21 protein-coding genes are annotated in these 22,431 nt (G+C 52.7%); 15 read left to right on the top strand and 6 right to left on the bottom strand.

The window, feature by feature from the left end:
* Window positions 1-205 precede the first annotated feature (205 nt).
* From ydiJ to ACJJIL_RS18595, 3 genes are all read left to right on the top strand, one after another.
* Window positions 206-3,241 (top strand): D-2-hydroxyglutarate dehydrogenase YdiJ, encoded by a 3,036-nt coding sequence (ydiJ, locus tag ACJJIL_RS18585; RefSeq protein WP_445360476.1) that lies wholly within the window; start codon window positions 206-208, stop codon window positions 3,239-3,241.
* A 74-nt stretch (window positions 3,242-3,315) separates the two neighbouring features.
* Complete coding sequence (locus ACJJIL_RS18590; RefSeq protein WP_445360477.1) at window positions 3,316-4,053, top strand: tetratricopeptide repeat protein; 738 nt, start codon at window positions 3,316-3,318, stop codon at window positions 4,051-4,053.
* 506 nt (window positions 4,054-4,559) lie between these two features.
* The gene (locus ACJJIL_RS18595) at window positions 4,560-4,964 is read left to right on the top strand and encodes a 3D domain-containing protein (RefSeq protein WP_238152122.1); all 405 of its coding nucleotides are present in this window, start codon (window positions 4,560-4,562) and stop codon (window positions 4,962-4,964) included.
* Window positions 4,965-5,055: 91 nt separating this feature from the next.
* Here ACJJIL_RS18595 and ACJJIL_RS18600 read toward each other — a convergent pair whose 3' ends face one another.
* Both ACJJIL_RS18600 and ACJJIL_RS18605 read right to left on the bottom strand, forming a co-directional pair.
* On the bottom strand, window positions 5,056-5,589 hold the full coding sequence (locus ACJJIL_RS18600; RefSeq protein ID WP_445360478.1) for a hypothetical protein: 534 nt from the start codon (window positions 5,587-5,589) through the stop codon (window positions 5,056-5,058).
* A gap of 203 nt (window positions 5,590-5,792) precedes the next feature.
* Complete coding sequence (locus tag ACJJIL_RS18605; protein ID WP_445360479.1) at window positions 5,793-6,053, bottom strand: hypothetical protein; 261 nt, start codon at window positions 6,051-6,053, stop codon at window positions 5,793-5,795.
* 197 nt (window positions 6,054-6,250) lie between these two features.
* On the opposite strand from ACJJIL_RS18605, the gene trhO reads away from it, so the two are divergent.
* Window positions 6,251-7,252 (top strand): oxygen-dependent tRNA uridine(34) hydroxylase TrhO, encoded by a 1,002-nt coding sequence (gene trhO, locus ACJJIL_RS18610; RefSeq protein ID WP_445360480.1) that lies wholly within the window; start codon window positions 6,251-6,253, stop codon window positions 7,250-7,252.
* Window positions 7,253-7,260: 8 nt separating this feature from the next.
* On the opposite strand, the gene ACJJIL_RS18615 is transcribed toward trhO, so the two are convergent.
* Together ACJJIL_RS18615 and apbC are read right to left on the bottom strand one after the other, a co-directional pair.
* Window positions 7,261-7,653: a hypothetical protein gene (locus ACJJIL_RS18615; RefSeq protein ID WP_445360481.1), complete on the bottom strand. Its 393-nt coding sequence runs from the start codon at window positions 7,651-7,653 to the stop codon at window positions 7,261-7,263.
* 592 nt (window positions 7,654-8,245) lie between these two features.
* Entirely contained in the window at window positions 8,246-9,397 is a 1,152-nt protein-coding gene (apbC, locus tag ACJJIL_RS18620; protein ID WP_444914753.1) for an iron-sulfur cluster carrier protein ApbC, read from the bottom strand.
* A gap of 211 nt (window positions 9,398-9,608) precedes the next feature.
* Here apbC and metG point away from each other — a divergent pair, with 211 nt between their 5' ends.
* Entirely contained in the window at window positions 9,609-11,636 is a 2,028-nt protein-coding gene (metG, locus tag ACJJIL_RS18625) for a methionine--tRNA ligase (RefSeq protein WP_282934262.1), read from the top strand.
* Between the two features lie 10 nt (window positions 11,637-11,646).
* Here the strand turns inward: metG and ACJJIL_RS18630 are convergent, their stop codons facing one another.
* Complete coding sequence (locus ACJJIL_RS18630; protein ID WP_444906413.1) at window positions 11,647-12,549, bottom strand: EamA family transporter; 903 nt, start codon at window positions 12,547-12,549, stop codon at window positions 11,647-11,649.
* Window positions 12,550-12,700: 151 nt separating this feature from the next.
* Between ACJJIL_RS18630 and ACJJIL_RS18635 the strand changes: the two genes are divergently transcribed.
* The 4 genes from ACJJIL_RS18635 to ACJJIL_RS18650 all read left to right on the top strand — a co-directional run bounded on the left by ACJJIL_RS18635 (window position 12,701) and on the right by ACJJIL_RS18650 (window position 14,917).
* A complete protein-coding gene (locus ACJJIL_RS18635) occupies window positions 12,701-13,648 on the top strand; it encodes a D-2-hydroxyacid dehydrogenase (RefSeq protein ID WP_282934264.1) in 948 nt (315 codons plus the stop codon).
* Between the two features lie 260 nt (window positions 13,649-13,908).
* A complete protein-coding gene (locus ACJJIL_RS18640) occupies window positions 13,909-14,160 on the top strand; it encodes a hypothetical protein (RefSeq protein ID WP_282934265.1) in 252 nt (83 codons plus the stop codon).
* A 39-nt stretch (window positions 14,161-14,199) separates the two neighbouring features.
* Complete coding sequence (locus ACJJIL_RS18645) at window positions 14,200-14,697, top strand: hypothetical protein (RefSeq protein ID WP_445360482.1); 498 nt, start codon at window positions 14,200-14,202, stop codon at window positions 14,695-14,697.
* Window positions 14,675-14,917, top strand: a complete 243-nt coding sequence (locus ACJJIL_RS18650; protein WP_413664387.1) for a hypothetical protein — start codon at window positions 14,675-14,677, stop codon at window positions 14,915-14,917. The genes ACJJIL_RS18645 and ACJJIL_RS18650 overlap by 23 nt, the downstream gene beginning before the upstream one ends.
* Window positions 14,918-15,043: 126 nt before the next feature.
* Here ACJJIL_RS18650 and yghU read toward each other — a convergent pair whose 3' ends face one another.
* Window positions 15,044-15,922 (bottom strand): glutathione-dependent disulfide-bond oxidoreductase, encoded by an 879-nt coding sequence (yghU, locus tag ACJJIL_RS18655; protein ID WP_445360483.1) that lies wholly within the window; start codon window positions 15,920-15,922, stop codon window positions 15,044-15,046.
* Between the two features lie 402 nt (window positions 15,923-16,324).
* Between yghU and rsxA the strand changes: the two genes are divergently transcribed.
* The 6 genes from rsxA to ACJJIL_RS18685 all read left to right on the top strand — a co-directional run bounded on the left by rsxA (window position 16,325) and on the right by ACJJIL_RS18685 (window position 22,116).
* Window positions 16,325-16,900 (top strand): electron transport complex subunit RsxA, encoded by a 576-nt coding sequence (gene rsxA / locus ACJJIL_RS18660; RefSeq protein ID WP_108731788.1) that lies wholly within the window; start codon window positions 16,325-16,327, stop codon window positions 16,898-16,900.
* A gap of 9 nt (window positions 16,901-16,909) precedes the next feature.
* Entirely contained in the window at window positions 16,910-17,524 is a 615-nt protein-coding gene (gene rsxB / locus ACJJIL_RS18665; RefSeq protein ID WP_444926677.1) for an electron transport complex subunit RsxB, read from the top strand.
* A gap of 71 nt (window positions 17,525-17,595) precedes the next feature.
* Complete coding sequence (rsxC, locus tag ACJJIL_RS18670) at window positions 17,596-19,647, top strand: electron transport complex subunit RsxC (RefSeq protein ID WP_445362015.1); 2,052 nt, start codon at window positions 17,596-17,598, stop codon at window positions 19,645-19,647.
* Entirely contained in the window at window positions 19,647-20,699 is a 1,053-nt protein-coding gene (locus tag ACJJIL_RS18675) for an RnfABCDGE type electron transport complex subunit D (protein WP_282934269.1), read from the top strand. The genes rsxC and ACJJIL_RS18675 overlap by 1 nt, the downstream gene beginning before the upstream one ends.
* Window positions 20,699-21,403 (top strand): electron transport complex subunit RsxG, encoded by a 705-nt coding sequence (gene rsxG, locus ACJJIL_RS18680; protein WP_413664384.1) that lies wholly within the window; start codon window positions 20,699-20,701, stop codon window positions 21,401-21,403. The genes ACJJIL_RS18675 and rsxG overlap by 1 nt, the downstream gene beginning before the upstream one ends.
* Window positions 21,403-22,116 carry an electron transport complex subunit E gene (locus ACJJIL_RS18685; RefSeq protein WP_282934271.1) on the top strand — a complete coding sequence of 238 codons (714 nt, stop codon included), beginning with the start codon at window positions 21,403-21,405 and terminating at the stop codon, window positions 22,114-22,116. Before rsxG ends, ACJJIL_RS18685 begins: the two co-directional genes overlap by 1 nt.
* Window positions 22,117-22,431: the final 315 nt, after the last annotated feature.

The raw sequence follows: 22,431 nt of genomic DNA on the forward strand, positions 1-22,431 counted from the left end.
TAGCCTGCCACTAAAACTTATACAAGCTCTGCCTTTGTATAAGTTTTTGAAAATCTCCTGCAAGGTCGCCGTGGCTTGCGCAAATGCAAACCAAAGCTACAATGCAAAGCCGCGTTCATTCCGAGATTTAGCGCTGCGCGCACTATTATCGCCAGTCCCCGGTCTGCGATGCGGCCCATACCTCCCGGAAAGTACGGATTAGCTCATGATTCCAGCATTGCGCGAAGTCGACGAGGTTCAGGCGCTCTATTTGCAGTTCTTGCAGGAACTGAAGGACGCAGGTTTCCGTGGCGATACCACCCCCAGTTATGCCAGCCGCACGGTCCTGGCTACCGATAATTCGATATACCAGGTCCTCCCCCAGGCCGTTGTTTATCCCCGCGACAGTCGTGACTTGCAGCTGCTCGCTGAGCTGGCTGACAGGGAGGAGTTTCACTCGGTAGTGCTATCCCCCCGTGGCGGTGGTACCGGTACAAACGGCCAGTCCCTGACCGATGGACTGGTCGTGGATATCTCCCGCCATATGAACCAGATCCTCGAAATCAATGTTGAGAAGCGCTGGGTCCGGGTACAGGCCGGTGTGGTCAAAGATCAACTGAATGCAGCACTCAAACCCCACGGCCTCTTTTTTGCTCCGGAGCTTTCCACCAGTAACCGAGCCACCATTGGCGGCATGATCAATACCGATGCCTCGGGCCAGGGTTCATGTGTCTACGGCAAAACCCGCGATCACGTGCTGGAGTTACACACCGTATTATTGGGCGGTGAGATTTGGCACTCGGCCCCGATCGACGATGAGGAGCTGGCACAAGTCAGTGTCGGGGATAAACGCTCTGCACAGGTTCACCAAGTCTGTGATTCTATCGCGCGTACAAAAGCAGAGTTAATCACAGCAAAGTTTCCCAAGCTCAACCGCTGCCTCACCGGCTACGACCTGGCTCATATTCGCGACGATAAAGGCTTTAACCTCAATAGTGTTCTCTGTGGCTCAGAGGGAACCCTGGGTTTTATCGCCGAGGCAAAACTCAACCTGTTGCCAATTCCCAAATGTGTCGCTCTGGTCAATTTAAAGTACGACCATTTTCAAGAGGCGCTACGCGACGCCAAAGACCTGATGCTGGCCGGTCCCATGTCTATCGAGACAGTGGACAGCAAAGTGTTGCAGCTGGCGATGGAAGATATCGTCTGGCACAGCGTCAGTGAATTTTTCCCAGCGGATGATCGCCCGGTCAAGGGCATTAATTTAGTCGAGTACGCCGCCGATAGCGAAGAGGAATTGGAGCAGGCACTAGCCCAATTTACTGCTCATATTGATGAAGCTATTGGCCAAGCAGGTAAAAGTTTCGGTTATTCCATTGCCCGAGGCCACGCCGAGGTCAATCGAATCTGGGCCATGCGCAAACGGGCCGTGGGCTTACTGGGGAATGCCCAGGGAGAAAAACGCCCAATTCCCTTTGTCGAGGACACGGCAGTACCACCGGAAAACCTGGCGGATTTTATCGCTGAGTTCCGCGCGGTATTGGACGAGGCCGATCTCGACTACGGTATGTTTGGCCATGTCGATGCGGGCGTGCTGCACGTGCGTCCGGCAATTGATATGAAAGACCCCCAGCAAGCCGCACAAATTCGTCCGATCACCGATCAGGTGGTCGCCCTCACACAGAAATATAAGGGCCTTTTGTGGGGGGAGCATGGGAAAGGTGTCAGGTCTGAATACGCACCGGAATTTTTTGGCGAGCTCTACCCTGAGCTGCAAAAAATCAAAGCCGCCTTCGATCCTCGCAACCAACTCAATCCAGGGAAAATAGCTACCCCCAGTGATGACAGCCAGCTGCTGAAAATTGACGAGGTATCCACCCGAGGCGAGCGGGACCGGCAAATTCCCGCCCAGGTCTGGGAGGGCTATGAGGAAGGTGTGCACTGCAACGGCAATGGTGCTTGCTTTAACTGGAACCCCGACGATGCCATGTGCCCTTCCTACAAGGCCACTCGCAACCGTATTCACTCTCCCAAGGGGCGCGCCTCTTTAATGCGCGAATGGCTGCGATTGCTCAGTGAAAAAAATGTCGATGCGGTCTCCAGTGCCCAGCGCCTGCGGGAGCGCTCCTTTTTCGTCGGACTCCCCAAGCGCATTATCAATTCCCTGGCAAAAACCCGTGGCGAGTACGATTTCAATCACGAAGTTAACGAGGCGATGCAAGGCTGCCTGGCCTGTAAATCCTGTGTAGGGCAGTGTCCTATAAAAGTGGATGTGCCGGAGTTTCGCAGCAAATTCCTTGAACTCTACTACAGCCGCTATTTGCGTCCGCTAAAAGATTACGCCGTCGGTGGGCTGGAATTCCTGATGCCACACCTGGCCAAGCTACCTCAGTTATACAACTGGCCACTAAAACTCAAGCCAGTTTCCTTCCTGATGGAGCGCCTGTTCGGCATGGTGGACAGCCCACTGTTATCGGAAAAAACCTTGAAAGCGACTATGGCGGAGCTGGGTGTGCCTGTCGCCAGTGCCGCCTGCCTGGAGTCCTTGGGCCCGGCACAGCGCAGTCGCGCAGTGGTGATAGTGCAGGATGCTTTTACCAGTTACTTTGATGCCCAAGTGGTTGCCGACATCGTGCGCTTGCTAAAGCAGCTCGATTTTGTCCCCATGCTGGCGCCCTACCGCGCCAACGGCAAACCCCTACATGTGCACGGTTTCCTGCGCCAGTTCCAGAGGGTCGCTGAATTAAACAGCCAGATGCTTAACGACCTCGCCGCCAGCGGTATTCCCCTTGTGGGCATCGACCCCTCAATGACCCTGACTTATCGCTCCGAGTATAAAAAGCTGATGGGCGATGAGGCACCCAAGGTCCACTTGTTACAGGAATGGCTGGCTTCCCAGCGGGAGCACCTGGAACAACAGCGCCACCGCATAGCGCCCGCCAACTTCCAGCTTCTGCCCCATTGCAGTGAACAAACCAATGCCACCGCCTCGGTGAAAGACTGGCAAAATGTTTTCACTGCCCTGGGCCTGGAACTCGCTACCGAGAGCCTCGGCTGCTGCGGTATGGCCGGTACCTATGGCCACGAAGCAGATCACAAAGAGATCTCACGAGTCATTTTCCAGCAATCCTGGGCGCCCCGATTGAACAGTGGCGAAAACCAGTTGGCCACCGGCTATTCCTGTCGTTGCCAGGCCAGTCGCTTTGCAGGCGTATCCTTGCGCCATCCGCTACAGGGGCTACTGGCACAACTGGATAAATAGGCATTTACTGACGTAAGAGGCCCATATCTCCGGGTCTCTTACCGTCCACCCAAAGTAGCCTGCGGGAAGTGCCTATGCACAATCATCTCTCAAACCTGCTAATGCTGTTTTATGCACTGCTTGGCATCGCCGTATTGCTAGCAGCAATATCCATAAGCTCAAACTCCGGGAAACAACAATTAGGGCACCATCTATCCCAGGCCCAACACTCCCTGGCATTGGTTACTGAGGCTGAAACCTACGCCCGCACGGGCAACTACGCCGACGCACTGCCACTTTACGAAAAGGCCATCTCCTCGCTGTCCGACTATCCGGATCAACAGCAGGCCCTGCGCTACCGCTACGGTATTGTGCTCAATGCATTTAGCGCCCAAGCGCGACCTGACCTCTACCCCCTTGCCCGCGCACAGTTCGAATCGGTCCTCAATTACCTGGATGAGGGCGCGGTGCTACCGCAGTCCACCGCGAGAGTGCGGTCGGCCATGGCACACACTTACCATCAGCAAGCAGCAACGGAGAAGGAGCACACTCAGCGAGCTCATCTTCTACGCTCGGCTTACCTTCTATATAAGAGTGCAATCCAAGGCCTGCGCGAGCAGGCGGAATGGCAGAACCTTGCCATCACCTATTTCAACCTGGGGCAAGTCTGTGAATGGCAGGGCAATCTGGAGGAAGCCATCATCTGGTTGGAAAAAACGGTGAAGCTGGACATGCAGCACAAGCTGCCGGACCTCCAGGAAGACAGTGACTACTTATCCGCATTGCGCAGCCAGGTGGAACCGATACTGGAAAACCCCGAAACCGCGCTGTAAGTACTGGGGATTCCCTGCACTTTTTAATGTGACGCACCGGTTTTTCCGCTAAAACCTGCTGTTTTTTGTCATATCAGCAATATATGGAGAATAAGTCACAAATAATTTATGAGGAATTTTTTACTGTTCCAGTCATGCTAAGCAATGCCCTCCACCACTCCTAGCACGACTCTTTAGAATGACATCGCTGTCACGCAATTTTTCTCTTTTGAAACCATTTACCAAGGAGCTGGGTTCTATCCGGCCATTTCCTTCTGTACAAAATATATACAGTGCAATTTTATTGTTCTTTATATCTGAAAATTAAGCCATTTTTTTATTTTCTGTAAATAACCCGCCAATTCATACGGCTTTTTCTCGCTTTGCAGGAAAAAGTTGATACCTCAGGAATCGCCGGTAATATAGCCAGCGTTGATTAAATATTGATCAACGATTTCCAAACAAACTTGGAAATTTCACAAGCAGCCCTTGGCTTGTGACCATTTATGACCTGGAGGTAATGGGACATGATGAAACAGACTCTGCGAAATACTGCCTTTTTTATTGCTGCCTTGCTCGCTATCGGTGTAAGCGTTAATGCCTCAGCAGCACTTAAGAAAACCATGATTGTTGACGCAACTGCTTACAACTCTGTACCCGGACAAACTGACAGTGATCCCTGGGTAGCAGCTTGGAACAACCGCCTGCGCCCCGGTGACAAAATTATCGCCGTATCCCGTGACCTGGAAAAACACGGTCTGACTAACGGCGCCAAAGTTAAAATTGAAGGTCTGCCTGGCACCTATACCGTGCGCGACCGTATGAACAAGCGTTTTACTAACCGAATCGATGTTTGGATGGAGAAAGACATTAAGAAAGCCCGCGCCTGGGGCAAGAAAAAACTGAAGATTGTTTTTGAACCCGTAAAGTAATTAGACCTAATTTCAACAGAGCTTGTGACCCCGCCCTCCAGCGGGGTTTTTTTATTGTTAAAAGAATTTATATTAATCCACCAAAAAGCAATCAGGGTTCCATCTCCATTAAAAACCCTTCTAGCTCTATACAATTTGAATTTCCGATATAAAACAGGCTCGGCTGCTGGTTCTCGGTATAGCGATGTTTTAATCCATCCTCGCCAATTAATATTAAGTATTCTGATTTTACCCAGCGCCCACCCTCCCTGTATTCCGTTAGCCATAAAAGCGATGGCTGCCCCTCGTGACAGAGCCCATAAAACATGCGGGTTTTTTCCACCAGTTTCTTGGTCATGTAATCTAGATAGCGGCCGGGATATGTATAGCGATCAGCCTCAATACCAATTTTCTCTGGGTTTATCCCCATATCGGCGCGGCCAACTCTCTGTATATAAATTGCCAGGTTCTCGTCGCAATCGAGACAATGGCGCCCGGCAACAATGGCATAGCCACTCAATTCGGAGATAAGTCGGGCTTCTTTCAGGTCAGTGGTGAGCAGCTGTCGATTGGAAAGGCGGATGCTCTCTGCGGATACCAGTGGACTTAATATAGTCACCAGCAGAATAAGGTAGCGCAGGTTCATGGGGAGGGTAACCGCAGGTTAGGTAGTACCGCCGGAGACCTGGATTCCACCATTGTCTCGCGGCGGCACTGTGATTGGGTGTGCTGTTACACAGTCGCGATTCCCTTCTCACATTAACCTTAGCAGTTTGAACAAATGTCAGCCGACTTTTACCACAACTCCCTGTGAGAATTGCCAGTCAGCCGATTCACTCTGAAGAGGACTTACCAGCTGCCGTCGACTTCCTGAACTGGCCCAACAAAGGTAGCGATCCCCTCCTCTTTAAGAGCATCGAGCGCTTCGTCCAGCGCTTCCCGCTCAGTCTCAAACGCATCTTCCCAAACGGTTGAGTTGTTGTGTTCATCGACGATTTCAAGCAGCCAGCCGCCCTCACCATCTTCATAAATATCGATCTGGACGGAAACCTCGCCCTCCCGATAGATCTGGCTCAACTCCGACTCTTTCGGTGCAAACTCTTCGCCCATGGGATTCGCCTCGCTGTGACCTTGAAATTTCGGCCAGAACTTTGACAACTTGCGGCCCGGCGGTCAACTACAAATCCCTTTTCTTGCAGATGCGGACCGCCTGCTTACTGTACGACAAGCTCCTTTTTTTGCGATAAAATGCGCGGCGATTTTTTCTGCTCCGGATTTGCGATCCGGCCCGCAACTGAGGAAGTACCATGAACCAATTTGTTGTCTGTGCACTGTATAAGTTCGTTACCCTTGAGAACTTTGAAACGCTTCGCGCCCCTCTGCTGGAGGTGATGCAAGAAAACAGTGTTCGCGGCACCCTGCTGTTGGCCCAAGAGGGTATCAATGGCACCGTAGCCGGCTCCCGCGAAGGTATCGACGCGGTATTAGCCCATTTGAAGTCAGACAAGCGCCTCGCCGACCTGGACTACAAAGAGTCCATCACCCAGGCAATGCCCTTCCTGCGCAGCAAAGTGAAGCTAAAGAAGGAAATTGTCACCATGGGTGTAGAGGGTATTGACCCACTGCGCACCGTCGGCACCTATGTCAAACCCAAAGACTGGAATGCCCTGATCAGCGATCCAGAAGTTGTTGTCGTCGACACCCGCAATGACTATGAATTCCAGGTCGGTACTTTCAAGAATTCCATCAACCCGGAAACTGAGACTTTCCGCGAGTTCCCACAGTACGTAAAAGAGAATATGGACCCGGCCAAGCATAAGAAGGTCGCCATGTTCTGCACCGGCGGTATCCGCTGCGAGAAGTCCACAGCCTATATGAAAGAGCAGGGCTTCGAAGAGGTGTATCACCTCCACGGCGGTATTTTGAAGTACCTGGAAGAAGTCCCCGCAGAAGAATCCCTGTGGGAAGGCGAGTGCTTTGTTTTCGATGAGCGGGTGACAGTCAACCACAACCTGGAACGCGGCAAATACGATCAATGCAACGCATGCCGCATGCCCATCACAGAGGAAGACCAGCAGTCTCCCCTGTTCGAGCAGGGCGTAAGCTGCCCGCACTGCCACGACAAGGTGCCTGAAGCCGACCGAGCCCGTTTCCGCGAGCGCGAAAAGCAAATTCAGCTAGCCAAACAGCGCGGTGAAGTACACATTGGCCAGGACGCCCGCGCGCAAACCGTCTCCCGCCGCGAGCAAAAGAGAGAGGAGCGTCGCCGCCAGGCTGAAGCCCAACAGGCGCGCAACCAGCAGGCCTAACTCCTCCCCTAGAGAGCAAGAGGCTGAGGTGCGCCCTTTATCTGGGCTAGCCAGGCCTCTGCCTCGGCCTCCACAACGAACTCCCTAGAACTGAGCCTGCACAGGCAGGAGCCATGGCTGGGCAGCGGACAGGTCCAGCGCCCTCGCGGATGTAACACCGCGATAAATGCCCGTCGCAGTACAGGGTTCTCAGCAATAAAGTGAATAAACTTCTGGTGCTCCTCCAGTGTGGTTTTGCTGCGCGCATAACGCAGGTCGAGTAGTACACGTAGGGGTTTTCGGTGACGATACTTTTCCACCAGTAGTGCAATGGCTTCTATTTTGTCCTTATACCCCACCGGACCAAAAAAAAGCACACGCGCTATTCCACCCGCCGGCCGATAGCTAATATGAAAATTCATTGATAACAGCACCCGTGCGCTTGTCTTTTTTATTTTTATCGACTACAGCTTCCGCAATGCCTCTTTTTATTGTCTTACCTGTATTGAAAACGCGAAATAAGGCAGACTTTTTTCTCGTACACTCCTGATATTTACTTCTACCTCAACGGCAATCCAACATCCGTATAAAGGGTTTGACGTTTGTCGGCGAAAATACTGCACCTGTAAACCCGTTTTAATACCCTCAGCCCCAACTACATTTAATAAGCGACAAAAAACCTGCAAATACTGCCACCTAAAAATCATAAGCGGTCTATATCGCAAAAAAATATCGGCTTTATGATTTTTAAAACAATAAGTAACTAGTACGATCAAAATACCCCTGTTTTTTACCAGGTAATTCTGTGAAATATTTTGAAAATTCTAATTTACCCAGAGCGCGACAGAAGTGGGCTATCGCTAAAAGGAAATCTGTACCATAAAACAAGGAACAAACTAGTACGGCTTACTTCAATGAGGGACACCGGGCTGCATCAATATAGAAATATTGGAGCCCGGTAAAAACAGAAAAACAAAGAAAATTATTTCTTTGTGATCAATATCGCGAATGGGTTCAACTTATTTCGATTTCCGGCATATCGCTGTCATCACTGCTGTTTAACCAGATCTGGGCAGCAGCCTTGCGGGCAATTTCGCAATAAAAACCAGCAATTTCACTATCTGGATCGGAAATAACACTGGGCTGTCCGCTATCCACATCGGCGCGGATTTTCTGTGCCAGCGGAAGCTCTCCCAGTAAATGGGTATCGTACTCTGCAGCGATTCGCTCACCGCCACCGGTACCGAAAATTGGCTCGCTGTGACCACACTTGGAACAAGTATGCAGCGCCATATTTTCCACAATACCCAGCACAGGTACCGATACCTTGCGGAACATCTCCACGCCCTTAATGGCATCTTTTAGTGCCAGGTCTTGAGGGGTAGTTACAATTACCGCACCGGCCAATGTAGTTTTCTGTGCCAGCGTCAATTGAATATCCCCGGTACCCGGGGGCATATCCACAACCAGGTAATCAAGCCCATCCCGACTTTCCCCCCACAGGGTTTGACTGAGAATCTGGTTGAGCGCGCCGCTGGCCATAGGCCCGCGCCATACCGCTGGGGTCTCCTCGGTCATCAGGTACCCCAGAGACATTGTCTCTATTCCGTGAGCCTCTACCGGCACAAAGAATTTCTGTTCTTTCACATGCGGGCGCTGGTCTTCAGTTCCCAGCATGGTGGGCAGGCTCGGGCCGTAGATATCAGCATCCAACAAACCAACCCGGGCACCTTCCGCCGCCAGGGCCAGGGCCAGATTGACCGCAGTCGTGGACTTGCCAACCCCGCCTTTGCCCGACGCCACAGCAACAATGTTTTTTACCTTCGCCAGAGTTTCCGGCGCCCCGGAAGTCGGCGTAGCGGGAATATCGCTGAACAGCTCAAACTGCAACTTGGAGCCTTTGAGGGGCCCGGCTTTCAACAGCGGCTGACAGCTCTCCTCCACCCGCTGGAGCCAATCTGCCTCCTGGCTGGCACACGGATATCCCAGGGTAATCCCGGCGAAAACAGTTTCGTCCTCATACCCAACTTCAATTTCTGCGTCCAAATCATCCAGCGGCAAGCCACTGGCAGGATCATGCAACTGGCCGAGGCACTCCGCCAGTCGCTCCAGTTCAGCCTGAACTTCCTGTGACAGCTCGTCATGATCGTGATGATGATCGCTCACGGTATCTCCCTCTCAGCGCTTCTAGATTGGCTCGCATTGTGTCGGATGACGCGGCCTAACACCAGCCACAGCAGCCAAACAAGGATTCACATAAGCCAGCTTGATCCCTCCACGACATAGTGCAAATCTGCTATATTCCGCGGTCTTTTGACGATCTTCGGCCCACTCTCCGTGAGTCCCTGGCCGCAACCCCACAGCGATGGAAAAACCGATGTCCGATACGCGCAACATTCTCGTCACCAGCGCACTGCCCTATGCCAATGGCTCCCTACATCTGGGCCATGTGCTCGAATATATCCAAACCGATATTTGGGCCCGCTTCCAGCGTGCGCGCGGTAATAACTGCCTGTATATCTGTGCCGACGATGCTCACGGCACTGCAATTATGCTGAAGGCTGAACAACTGGGCCTGACCCCGGAACAGCATATCGCCAATATGCAGGCAGAACACGAGCGCGACTTCGCCGACTTCCTAATTGGTGTAGACAACTACCACTCCACCCATTCAGAGGAAAACCGCGAGCTGTCGGCAATGATCTACCGCCGCCTCAGCGAAAACGGCCACATCGCATCGCGCACTATTACCCAGGCTTTCGATCCAGAGAAACAGCTTTTCCTGGCGGATCGCTATATCAAGGGAACCTGCCCCCGCTGCAGCACGCCCGACCAGTATGGTGATAACTGTGAAGCCTGTGGCGCCACCTACAGCCCTACCGAACTGATCGATCCGGTATCAGCAATCTCCGGCGCCACTCCGATAGAAAAGGAGTCCGAGCACTTCTTCTTTACCCTGCCCGCATTCACCGAATACCTGCGCGAGTGGACCCGCTCCGGCACTCTCCAGGATGAAGTAGCCAACAAGCTGGCCGAATGGCTGGAAGAGGGCCTGCAAGAGTGGGATATTTCCCGCGACGCCCCTTACTTCGGTTTCGAAATTCCCGATGCGCCGGGCAAATATTTCTACGTGTGGCTCGACGCTCCCATTGGCTATATGGCCAGTCTCAAAAACTACTGCGACAGCAAAGGGCTGGACTGGCAGGAGTACTGGAAAAAAGACAGCGACGCCGAGGTCTACCATTTTATCGGCAAGGATATCGTCAACTTCCACGCACTCTTTTGGCCAGCCATGCTGGACTCAGCGGACTTCCGCACCCCCAACAAAGTTTGCGTACACGGCTTCCTTACCGTAAACGGCAAGAAGATGTCCAAGTCCCGCGGCACCTTTATCAATGCCCGCAACTACCTGGATCACTTGAGCCCTGAGTATTTGCGCTACTACTTCGCCGCCAAACTGACCGGTGGCGTCGATGACCTGGATCTGAACCTGGACGATTTTATCGCCAAGGTGAACTCTGACCTGGTGGGTAAAGTAGTCAATATCGCCTCCCGCACCGCCAAGTTTGTCAGCAAGTCCGGTGGCAAGCTGGCCGGCGAACTGGCCGACGAACAATTGTGGAACCAATTTGTAGAAGCGGCTCCACGAATTGCTGAGTATTACGAGCAGCGAGAATACGCCCGCGCCATGCGCGACATTATGGCTCTGGCCGACGCCGCCAACGCCTGGATCGCCGACAAGGCTCCCTGGTCCCTGGCCAAGCAGGAGGGCACCGAAGCTGAGGTTCTGGCTATTTGCTCCCAGGGTGTGAATATGTTCCGCGCCCTGATCACCTGGCTCGCCCCGGTATTGCCCAACACTGCACAAAAAGCGGCGGAGTTCCTCAACAGTGAGCTGGATTGGAACAGCGCAACCAAACCGCTGACAGATCACGAAATCAAGAAGTTCAAGCCGCTGCTGCAACGGGTGGAGAAAACCCAGGTAGATGCGGTTATGGATGCGGCTGCGGAATCCCTGGCCCAGCTACAAGCGGAAACCAAAGCTGCTACCGGCCCTCTGGCGGAGGACCCCATTGCCGAGGAAATCCAGTTTGATGACTTCGCCAAAGTAGACCTGAGGATCGCCCTGATCGCCAAAGCTGAACACGTTGAAGGCGCCGGTAAACTGCTGCGCTTAACCCTGGACCTGGGCGGCGAAACCCGCCAGGTATTTGCCGGTATTAAAAGCGCCTACGCCCCTGAAGACCTGGAAGGTAAGCACACCGTTATGGTCGCTAACCTGGCGCCGCGTAAAATGCGCTTTGGTGTCAGTGAAGGCATGGTTCTGGCAGCGGGTCCCGGAGGTAAGGACCTGTGGATACTGGAGCCCCACGAGGGAGCCAAACCCGGTATGCGCGTAATGTAATTTCCCTGCGCTAACGCAGGGAAACTGCAATCAAGCCGGCACACACCAGCCCCACTCCCAGCAGCTGGGGCCTGTGTGCCGGCTCCTTGAGTAACCAGACCGCCAAGCCCACGCCCAGGGGAATACTCAACTGCCTTAGGGCGACTACATAACTCACATTTTCAGTCATTGTCATCGCCAGCAGTACCAGGCCGTAAGTCGCTCCCATCATGGCACCGGTCAGAGCCCCGACCTTCAAATCCCGAAAACTTTGGATCAATGGCGCAGTGCCACTCTGACCCAAGCACCCCAGAAGCAGCCATACACCACAGGCGAGAAACTGCATCCCCAAATAGCTGTAGGCCAGAACAAGCGCAGGGATAGTGCCTCCCGCAGCATCCCCCAGGTAAATCAGCGCCCCTTTATCCGCCAGTGAATAGCCCACAGTGCCAATGGCTGCTACCAGCGCCCAGGCGCAGTCCGCGCGCCAATAAGCTCTCCAGTGCCACTCGCGGAAATACACCAGCGGTACCAGCAGGCAGCCAATTGTCACCAACAGCATTCCCACCCAGGCGAGTGGAGGCAACGATTGCCCCAACAATACCGTTGCCAGTGCAACCAGCAATACCGGCAATGCTCGAGCAACGGGATAGACCAATCCCATATTGGCTCGCTGGTAGGCGAGGGATAAGCCCCCCATATAAATCATTTGAAAAAAACCACTACCGATAAGTAGGATCCAAAAACTTCGCGGGAGCGAATCAACCTGATATAGCAACCAAAAATTTAGCGGTAAAAGAAAAATTCCAACACTGAGAGTCGCGATACAAAAAAAGGCGGGAGTTGGTGTGCGGGACTTCCCCAGTAAATTCCAACCCGCGTGTAGAAATGCAGAAATTAAAACAAGACTGGCAGCGGTAAACGATATTCCCATAGAGGCCCTCTTCAATTGCGACAGAAAGGCCCCGACAAACCAACCGTAGCCACGAATATGCGCAGTTAAGGCCGCTGGCCAGCAAAGTTTTGCATTCCCTCTTCACTGCCGTAGCATGTCCACCACACTGCAAATCTATCGAGGAGATGTCATGCGCGGCGTATTTCTGGACACTTTGACAATGAAGCTTGAGGAGCTGGATACCTCGGCCCTAACAAATAGTCTAGACCAGTGGGACTTCTATGAAACGACTCCCGCCGAAAAAGTCGCGGAGCGAATCGCCGAGGCCGAGGTGGTAATAACCAATAAAGTCATAATAAGCCGCACATTATTGGAGCAAGCCAGCAAATTAAAAATGATTTGTGTTTGTGCAACCGGTACAAATAACATCGATCTCGCCGCCGCACAGGAATTAAATATTCCGGTGTACAACGTTAAAGGTTATGCGGGGGCTTCTGTACCACAGCACACTCTTGCCCTGATCCTGGCTCTTGCTTCCAAGTGGCACCGCTATCACAACGATGTTTTTGCCGGACGCTGGAGCCAATCTACAATTTTTTGCCTGCTCGATCACCCAGTGGTTGAACTCGCAGGAAAAACACTCGGTATCATTGGCTTTGGTGCCCTCGGGCAGAAGGTGGCAAAACTGGGGGAAGCCCTGGACATGCGGGTACTGGTGGCTGAATCATTTAGCGGCACACCCGCTGAAGGCAGGACGCCACTGCAACAATTGTGTGCAGAGTCCGATGTCATCAGTCTGCACTGCCCGCTCACAGAAGAAACCGATCAGCTGGTAGACGAGCAATTCATCGCCGCGATGAAACCCGGCGCACTCCTGGTCAATACGGCTCGGGGCGGGCTGGTCAATGAACAGGCACTGGCGGATGCTTTGCGCAGTGGACACCTTGGGGGGGCGGCGCTGGATGTCCTCAGCCAGGAGCCCCCACCCGCCAGTCACCCACTATTGGACAGAGATATCCCCAATTTGATTATCACCCCCCACAACGCCTGGATCAGCCGTGAATCACGCCAGCGCCTACTCAACGGCGTCGTAGAGAATATTGAAACCTGGAAAAGTGAGAGTACCAGCCATCCATAAACAACTCGCTTTTATCTAACCCAAGCCATCTCAGGCATCTGCCGGTCCGAGGACTAATCCCCTCTGTGAACTCAGGCCGGCTTTTGCCGTTTGAAACTACGACCGGGCCCGAACAGCTGCCAGCCATAGTCCAAGATCAGTAGCAGAGACAGGGACTTTTTCCTGCAAAAATCGCGTGAAAAAAACCCCTTTTTCAAGTGGGAATTACCACGCGGGACTATAGACTTCCTCGGCAATTAAACCCCGAGAGGAGAAACCTGATGGCAACCGCAAGATCTCCACATACGAACTCCAGTAGGGAGAAGCTGCAACAGGCCTATAATCTTGCTGGAGAGGCCGCTTCACAAGCTGCTGGCAGCTTGAAAGAGAGGGCCCGGACCTCTGTAGAGTCCCAGAGACAACGTGCCACCGATGTAATGGAAAAAGCGGAGTCCTCACTTCGGGAGCGCCCCATTCTCGCTGTTGGCTGTGCATTCGTTGTTGGCTGGGCAATTGCGAAGCTCTTTAAGTAACGCTTCTCTCTTTTTTTCGACTGGTAAGGACACCCCCTGATGGGCAATGAAAAAAAGTCCCAAGCGTCTGGCGAGAATGCCGATTCCGCTGCGCAGGAGCGCAGCCCGGGTCAGTCTTCACCTTCTCCCTCAGGGAAAGACTCTGATGGAGAAGGTGAAAATAGCCTTGAAGCTACCCTTGCTCGCGCCGAGGCAACACTGACCCTACTGACTGCCTGGTTGGCTAATATTCAAAAGCTATTCCAGTTGGAGTTGGATAGAACGATTGCAGCCGGCAAGCGTATTGTTGCCCTGCAACTGATGTTACTGCCTCTAAGTGCGGCCCTCATCGTCAGTCTCTGTGGAGGCGTTGGGCTGATTACCTACTATTTTTCCCAGTCTATTTATTTGGCATTTCTGGTATTTATTCTTATCCAGGTCGCTATTTTGGCGGGAGCTATCGTTTATCAAAAGAAGCTGGTGCCCCTACTGGGTTTTGAAGAGACCAAGCGACAAGTTAAAGAGGCTTTAAACGATGTCACTGAAGTCTTTAAATAAACAGATCGAACAATGCAGCCGGGATACGGAGCGACAGCGGCTCAGTGTATTGGCAATCGTAAATCAGCAACAGCAAGATGTTCAGCAGCGTTTACAGGGAATTCCCCTGCCACTGGTTTTAGGCCTCGCTTTAATCGCCGGCTTCGCGGCGGAAAAATTATGGCAATTGCCCCGCACCTCACAGGTGGTTCAGTTTATGCTGTCTATGAGGGCTTTTTAGCCGACGCTACTCTTTATATAAATATTAATTCAACGGCCACTTCTAAAAAGAGGGGCACCGGAAAATAACCTTAGAAAATAGATACTGGCACATCCTTGTGCCAGCCTTACCTATTAATACCCTGTATTAATCAACATCCTTATCGGTCACTTTATCTTGGGTGTTATTGTCAAAATCACCAGCGCTGTGGCGCTCATGTAGTTGTTCGCTAGGCTCACCCCAGGTTCGATTGACCATTCGTCCGCGCTTTACTGCTGGCCGCTCTCCAATTTCCCCCACCCAACGATTGAGATTTTTATAACTCTGGGTATCGAGAAATTCCGCCGCACTATAAGCTTCATTACGCACCAGAGCCCCATACCAGGGCCAGATCGCAATATCGGCGATGGTATAAGTCCTTCCCGCCACATACGGATGCTTTGCCAGCTGTTGGTCCAATACGTCCAACTGGCGCTTTACTTCCATAGCAAATCGGTTGATCGGGTATTCATATTTTTCCGGTGCATAGGCATAAAAGTGTCCAAAGCCTCCCCCCAGGTAAGGGGCCGAGCCCATCTGCCAGAAGAGCCAATTCAAAGCCTCGGTGCGCTGCTCGGGCGTATGAGGCAAGAGGACATTAAACTTTTCCGCCAGGTAAAGCAGTATGGAGCCACTTTCAAATACCCGGATTGGTGGCGTAGTGCTGTGATCCACTAAGACCGGAATCTTGGAATTTGGGTTTGCCTCTACAAAACCACTGCCAAACTGCTCTCCTTCAGTGATACGGACTAAATGGGCATCGTATTCGGCTCCCTCAAACCCAAGTTCCAATAACTCTTCTAACATCACCGTCGCTTTAACCCCGTTCGGCGTGGCCAAAGAATAGAGCTGCATCGGGTGCTGCCCCTGCGGCAGCGCTTTATCATGGGTCGCACCCGCTACCGGCCGATTGATACCGGCAAAAGCGCCCCCGCTTTCCTTATCCCACTGCCAAACCTTGGGGGGAGTGTAGGTTTCGTTCGACATTAAACTGCTCCAACTGAATTTAAGGTTGCTCTCAAGCAAAAACACGCATGCCGCGTCAATATACTGTATTGCCTCTACCCCACGCTTAACACCAAGTACCAAACTGGGTTACCCATCTTGTACCTATCGTTTCAAATTGACAAAGGTACTGCAAATAGTATCCACAAAGGCCTCCACCTTTACTCCAAGTGGAGGCCTTTTGATCCAAAGGTGTCCCTTTGTCGGCCCTTTTCCCCTGCCACCCTCCTCACGAGTTGAAGCCCCCAAGCGACTCAACCATAATAGCCGCCCTGCGCGGCATTCGACGGTGATCACAAGGAAGGTGCTAGTCTCACCTTAACCCTGCCGACGCCATTGCCGCTGTTCGCGCCACTCCGCCCTCGGGCTTTAACCGGACCTGTTATGACCGAATTTGCCGTCATTCTGCTCAGCACCATCTTGGTCAATAATTATGTGTTAGTGCAGTTTCTCGGCCTGTGCCCGTTTATGGGAGTTTCCAATAAACTGGAGACCGCTGTGGGTATGGCCGGCGCTACCACCTTTGTACTTACTTTGGCCTCTATTTGTTCATACCTGGTCAACACCTATCTGTTGGCCCCTTTTGGTATTGAAGATCTTCGCACCATCTCATTTATTCTGGTGATTGCTGTTGTCGTACAGTTCACGCAGATGTTTATCCAGAAGACCAGCCCCTTGATGTACAAAGTGCTAGGCGTTTTTCTACCGCTGATCACTACCAACTGTGCCGTGTTGGGTGTCGCTCTGCAGAACACTATGAAAGCGCACACTTTTATACAGTCCACTCTTTACGGATTTGGCGCAGCAGTGGGTTTCTCCCTGGTGTTAATCTTGTTTTCCTCGATGCGCGAGCGCCTCTTTGCCGCCGATGTCCCGCTGCCATTTCGCGGCGCCGCAATCGGAATGGTCACTGCCGGACTGATGTCACTGGCATTTATGGGCTTTAGCGGTCTGGTATAGGATTTCGAAATGCTGGACTGGATTTCACAAATTTCTTCTCCCCTGCTGGTGCTCGGTGGCATGGCATTGGTATTCGGTGCCCTGCTGGGTTTCGCCGCCGTTCGCTTCCGGGTGGAGGGTGACCCACTCGTTGAGCAGGTCGATGCCCTATTGCCACAGACTCAATGTGGCCAGTGTGGCTACCCCGGCTGTCGCCCCTACGCAGAAGCGATAGTGCACGGCGATACCATCAACAAGTGCCCCCCCGGCGGGCAGGCCACTATCAATGAGTTGGCCAATCTGCTGGATATAGAGCCCATGCCACTGGACGCCGAGCACGGCGTTGAAGATGTAAAAAAAGTGGCATTTATCCGCGAGGCAGAGTGCATCGGTTGCACCAAATGTATTCAGGCCTGCCCGGTAGATGCCATTGCGGGCGCCGCCAAATATATGCACACGGTGATCACCGACGAGTGCACAGGATGCGACCTTTGTGTCGAGCCCTGCCCCGTTGACTGTATCGATATGGTTCCCCTGGAAACCGCTTTACAGGATTGGCATCCACACAAACCCAGCGATAGCTCGGCGCTGATTGCCAGCGATCGCCGCACTATTCAAGAACATACCGGGGGAGGCGCGGTTTGAACCCCGTAGATAGCAAGACCAAACAAAGAGAGGCCGTTCAGGAGAGACGCGCAGCCCGCGAGGCACAACTGATTGCCAGTGAAAAAGCGCGCGAGCTGCGCCCCAACGACTTCCCCGGCGGAGTGCACCCTCCCGAGAACAAACACCAGAGTACCGGTGAGCCTATAGGAGTGATCCCCCTCGCCGAGGACTTGATCGTACCACTGCTACAGCACTCCGGTACCACCGCCATACCGCTGGTGAACCTCGGTGATAAGGTATTAAAGGGGCAAAAGATTGCCGAAGCCGACGGTTTCATTAGCTGTCCAGTGCATGCTCCCAGCTCCGGCAGGGTTATGGCTATTGAACCCTATCCAGTTCCCCACCCTTCAGGTCTGCTGGAGGACTGCATTGTCATTCGCACAGACGGCGACGATGCCTGGTGCGAACTCACCCCCTGCGAAGATTACCTCCAGATTTCACCGATAGAGCTTCTGGACAAGATCCGCGACTGCGGTATTGCCGGCATGGGCGGTGCCGGGTTTCCAACCGCTGTGAAGCTAGACCCTCACGGCGGCGCCGAAATTGATACTTTGATTATCAATGGCACAGAGTGTGAACCCTATATCACTGCCGACGATATGCTTATGCGGGAGCGTGCCGACGAAATTATCGCCGGCGTGGAAATTCTTGCCCATATCCTCGACCAGCCCGAACGGGTATTGATTGGTATTGAAGACAATAAGCCCAAAGCTATCCGCGCGATGCGCAAAGCTGTCGAAGGCACCCGTTTCGATATCGTGGTATTCCCCACAAAGTATCCGTCCGGCGGCGAAAAACAGCTGATTCAAATCCTTACCGGCCGAGAAGTGCCCAACAAAGGGCTACCGGCCAATGTGGGGATTGTATGCCAGAATGTCGGCACTGCTCGCGCGGTATATCGCGCGATTCGGTTTGGCGAACCCCTGATCAGCCGAGTGACGACTGTTGTCGGCAAAGCACTGGAGCAGCAGCGCAATATCGATGTGCCTATCGGCACTCCCATAGAACATATCCTCAAATACCACGGTGTCCATCGGGGCCTGATGCAAAAGGTGATCATCGGCGGTCCGATGATGGGTTATACGATTGACGATCAACGCGCTCCGATCGTAAAAACCACCAACTGCCTGCTGGTACCGACGCGTGAGGAGCTACCGCCAGCACCGGTGGCCCAAGCTTGTATTCGCTGCGGTTTTTGCGCAGAGGCATGCCCGGCTTCCCTGCTGCCGCAACAACTCTATTGGTATGCCCGCGCCGACGAACGGGAGAAGCTACAGGCCTACAACCTGTTTGACTGTATCGAGTGCGGTGCCTGCTCTTACGTCTGCCCCAGTACGATTCCCCTGGTTCAGTACTATCGCGCTGCCAAAGGTGCAATTCGCACTGCTGAAGCGGAAAAAGAGAAGTCCGATCGCGCACGCGATCGTTTCGAATTCCGCAAGTTGCGTCTTGAAAAAGCTGAAAAAGAGAAAGAAGCGAAACGCGAAGCCCGGCGCAAAGCCGCTGAACAAGCTCGCCAGCAAAGGGAACAAAACCCTGAATCTCCGACTGCCAAAGCTGAGAAGCAGGAAGCAGATGTTGTCGCCGCCGCCCTGGCGCGAGTTAAGTCCCGCCAGGAGGATCCTAAGCAGCTTTTGGCCCGCGCCCAGCGTACTTTTTCCAGTGCCGAGAGCCGGGTGGAACGCATCCGCAATAAACTGGAAGCTGCCGATGAGAGCCAGCGCGACCAATTGGCAGCGCAACTCAAAGCTGCTGAAGTGAAATTGCAGGAAGCACAACACAAGTTGACCCTTGCCGAACGACGCGCCGATAGGGATACCACCCGGGAGCCCAACCAGGAAGAAACCAATGCAGCTGTGCGGGCAATTACCAAAGCCCGTGCCTCCGCTGAGGCGCGAGCCCAGATGAGTGACGCCGACAGACTTGCTGCAGATATCGAAGCACTGCGCAAGCGCGTCGCCAAAGCTGAGACTCGCCTGCAAAAGGCTCGGGATGAAGATGATGCCAATCTGGGCGCATTCGAAAGTGCCCTGGAGAAGCTACAAAAGAAACTGGAAGACAAAATGCGCGAACAACAAGCAGCACAGGACGGAAAGCAATAATGTCTCTGATGCGCGCCACCTCCCCTCATGCCCGCTCCGGCAATGACACCACCAAAGTCATGCTACAAGTCGCCGCGGCCACCATACCCGGTGTGCTGGCGATGGTGATTTATTTCGGTATCGGAGTACTGATCAATATTGCCCTGTGCACAATCACAGCGCTTCTGTGTGAAGCAGCGGTAATGAGATTGCGCGGCAGGCCGGCAGCATTCTATCTGCGGGATTGCAGTGCTTTTGTAACTGCACTGCTGCTCGGTATCGCGCTTCCAGCCTACTGTGCCTGGTGGCTGCCGATAGTGGGCACTGCGGTGGCAATTGTCCTGGCCAAGCATCTTTATGGCGGTATGGGGTACAACCCATTTAACCCCGCAATGGTGGGCTATGTTGTCCTGCTGATTAGTTTCCCGGTAGATATGACCCGCTGGGTGGGAGCTGCAGAGGTTATCGGCGGGACACCCAGCCTAGAGGAAGCCTTCTCTCTGGTAATCGGTAGCTACAATGTCGATGGTTTTACCCGCGCTACACCGCTGGAAATCGTGCGATTAAATGAGTCAGTGCTTCTCTCCCAGCTCTATGAAATGGAGCCGGTCCTCAATAAAGGCACATTTGCTGGAGTCGGTTGGGAAACCGTCAGCTTCGGATTCCTGTTAGGTGGGCTGTTCTTATTATTTCGCGGCATTATTACCTGGCATGCACCGGTTGCCATGCTCGCCACCCTCACTCTGATTTCCCTGTTTTTCTACGACAGCGGCAGTTCCTTGTCAGAGGGATCCCCCGTACTGCATTTATTTTCTGGGGCCACCATGTTTGGGGCCTTCTTTATTATTACCGACCCTGTCAGCGGTGCCACCAGTAACCGGGGCCGCCTGATTTTTGGGGCCGGTGTGGGGCTGCTCACTTATGTAATCCGGGCCTGGGGCACTTACCCCGATGCGGTGGCTTTTGCTGTATTGCTGATGAACTTTGCAACACCAACCATTGATAACTACACGCTTCCACGGACCTATGGCCACAAGGGCTCCCGCCGCGCTACCGACCTGGAGGAGAGCTGATGCTTAAACAGTCAATGGCCTCCAATGCCGCCGTTCTCACTCTTATCGCCCTGGTCACTGCAGGTACACTCGCAGTGACCCAAATTACGACTAAAGAACCGATTGAGAGAGCTATCCGGGAAGCTTCGGCGAAAGCACTACTGGAAATTATCCCATTGGAACGCCACAGTAATGACATGTTGGTAGACACCTATCCAATTCCAAAACCTTACTGGAATCAGCTAGGCCTGCAACAAGGTGGAGATATCAATCTCGCGCGGGAAGAGGACGGAAAAGTCTCTGCAGTCATTGTGCCCGCAGTCACACCGGATGGATATTCCGGCCCGATAAAAATACTCGTTGGTGTGAATCGCGATGGCACTATTGCTGGCGTCAGGGTGACAAGCCACACGGAAACTCCAGGGCTGGGCGATAAAGTCGAGCTGAAAAAAAGTAACTGGGTGCTCCAGTTTGACGGCCTGTCACTAAAAAATCCGCCCTCAGCCGATTGGAAAGTACAAAAGGATGGCGGTGTTTTTGATGAATTTACTGGCGCAACAATTACTCCTCGCGCTGTCGTCAATGAAGTACACCAGGTGCTTGAGTTTGTAGCCCAGCACCACGAACAAATATTTAATGCGCCAATGTCCAAGCGAGCGGTAGAGATTGAGAACTCTGAAATCGACTCGGAACAAGTACCTGCGGCGGTTGAGGAGCAGAACTGATGGCAACTCCCGGCTACACAGAAATCGCCCAAAATGGGCTGTGGAAAAATAACCCCGCGCTGGTGCAATTGCTTGGCCTCTGTCCCCTGCTGGCGGTCACCGGTTCCGTAGTGAACGGCATCGGCCTCGGTTTGGCCACTACCGGAGTTCTCACCTGCTCCAACCTTGCGGTCTCCCTAATCCGACGACAAATTCCGGATACTGTCCGTTTACCAGCCTCCGTTATGATCATCGCCACCTTCGTTACCTGCGTTGAGCTATTGATGAAGGCTTATACCTACGAGCTTTACTTGGTGCTAGGTATTTTTATCCCGCTAATCGTAACCAACTGTGCGATCCTCGGGCGAGCAGATGCTTTTGCCAGTAAAAACCCCGTGCTTCCGTCCTTGGCAGATGGATTTATGATGGGTATAGGTTTCACTGCAGTACTCATCGCCATTGGCGCAGTCAGAGAAATTCTTGGCCAAGGCACGCTATTTTCAGATATGGACTTGTTATTTGGTTCAATGGCAAAAGATTGGGGTATTTCCATTTTTGGCAGTGACTATCCAGGCGTTCTTGTTGCCGTGCTTCCTCCCGGTGCATTCCTTGTCGCCGGCTTATTGATCGCAGCAAAAAACGCCATTGATATCGGTATTGAAAGACATAAAAGCCAGAAAGTTAAGATCATTCCAGGCTCAAAGCGCGTACGTGTTACCGGAAAAATCTCTTAAGATAAGCAGCAGCTAACCAATTTAATTCTGCAATTGAATGGCTATTTATCCTGCCAATCGATTGCAGAACTTAATTTTTTCACCAAAAGCCAAAATGTGAACCCCCTCACTAATCTGTATCTTGCGGATTTTTCATCTTTCACTTTTTCAGTATGATGAGATACATCATCAAATCCCCACTTTTTTACATTTATTGCGCTGTACCAGTGCAATATTCGTGTAATCGAATGTAATAGCATTATTCCCTTTTTTTAATTTTGTTTGGCTAGAATGGCACGGCCGACCAGCTTCACCTTGCTATCGGCGCCAACGCAA

The organism is Microbulbifer maximicatervae (SeqCode), assembly GCF_052468095.1.